The following is a 1,357-nucleotide window of genomic DNA, read 5'->3' as shown; positions in this document are numbered from 1 at the left end:
CCTGCCGACGGGCGCCCCCCCGAGCGCCCGTCGGCAGACGGCGAGGCCAGACCAGCGCCGGAACCCCGCAAGGGTCGATCCCCTCACCACTGCTGAGCGACGTGGCGCTCCCGGTCGTCCTGGGATCGAGGCCGAGCAGACAGGCCCGTCCGGTAGGGCGGGCGGCGTGCCGTCAGGCAACTGGCCCAGCTCCGCGCGCGGTCGCGAAGCCGGCCTGGTGAGCTGTGCCGGGAGCCCACGAGCCGGTCGGCCTCCAGGACAGCCTGAGGGAGGAATCCGTGCCGGACACGCCGACGTCGTACGCCGACCTGCGCGCCCTGGTGATCAATTGCACCCTGAAACGCTCCCCGGAGCGCAGCAACACCCAGGGTCTGATCGACGTCAGTACCGGCATCCTGGAGCGCCAGGGGGTCGCTGTCGACGTCCTGCGCGCGGTGGACCTCGACATCGCGACGGGCGTCTGGCCGGACATGACCGAGCACGGCTGGGAGACCGACGAGTGGCCGGTCATCTACTCGCAGGTGATGGCGGCTGACATCCTCACGTTGGCCGGACCTGTGTGGCTGGGAGACAACTCGTCCGTGATGAAGAAGGTGGTCGAGCGACTGTACGCCTGTTCGTCGATCCTCAACTCCGAGGGTCAGTACGCCTATTACGGCCGGGTCGGCGGCTGCCTGATCACCGGCAACGAGGACGGCGCCAAGCACTGCGCGATGAACGTCCTCTACAGCCTCCAGCACCTCGGGTACGTCATTCCGCCGCAGGCCGACGCCGGCTGGGTCGGCGAGGCCGGCCCCGGGCCCTCCTACCTCGACGAGGGCTCGGGCGGTCCGGAGAACGACTTCACCAACCGCAACACCACCTTCATGACCTGGAACCAGCTCCACCTGGCCCGCATGCTCAAGGACGCCGGCGGCATCCCGGCCTACGGCAACCAGCGCTCCGAGTGGGAAGCAGGCTGTCGCTTCGACTTCGAGAACCCAGAGCACCGCTGAATTGCCGGCCGCGCGCAGCGCCCCCGCCGGCCGCCGCATGCGCTCCACCCGGGGCGCCGTGGACCCCATGACATCAAAACGTAACGTCTCCTCGAAAAGCCGTCAGGCGTAAAGTCTTCCCCAACTCCTGCCCAATCTGGCATGTTTCCTTCAATTCCCGTGCGATCCCCCTCACGCGCGGGCCGAATCGGAGGACACGTGTCACCCCTGATATCCCGGCGGCTCGGCCGCCCGGCCGCAGCCCTCGCCGTGCTCTCGGCCATGGCGCTCGCCACCCCCACCGCGTTCGCGACCGCCGCCACCGCGACCACCACCCCCACCGTCCCCGGCGCCGTCTCCGCGCCCGCCGCCCAGGCCCCCGC

Annotated in this window: 1 protein-coding gene; it reads left to right on the top strand. The window is 70.1% G+C overall.

Annotated features, from left to right (window positions below; all coding sequences use genetic code 11):
* Window positions 1-278: 278 nt before the first annotated feature.
* Window positions 279-995, top strand: coding sequence for a flavodoxin family protein (locus tag KS423_RS45515; RefSeq protein WP_224285519.1), 717 nt, complete (start codon window positions 279-281; stop codon window positions 993-995).
* Window positions 996-1,357 lie beyond the last annotated feature (362 nt).

Source organism: Streptomyces sp. LS1784 (genome assembly GCF_020103755.1).
Taxonomy (GTDB): domain Bacteria; phylum Actinomycetota; class Actinomycetes; order Streptomycetales; family Streptomycetaceae; genus Kitasatospora.
The sequence above is the reverse complement of the archived record's forward strand: the minus strand, read 5'-3'. Positions and strand labels throughout refer to the sequence as shown.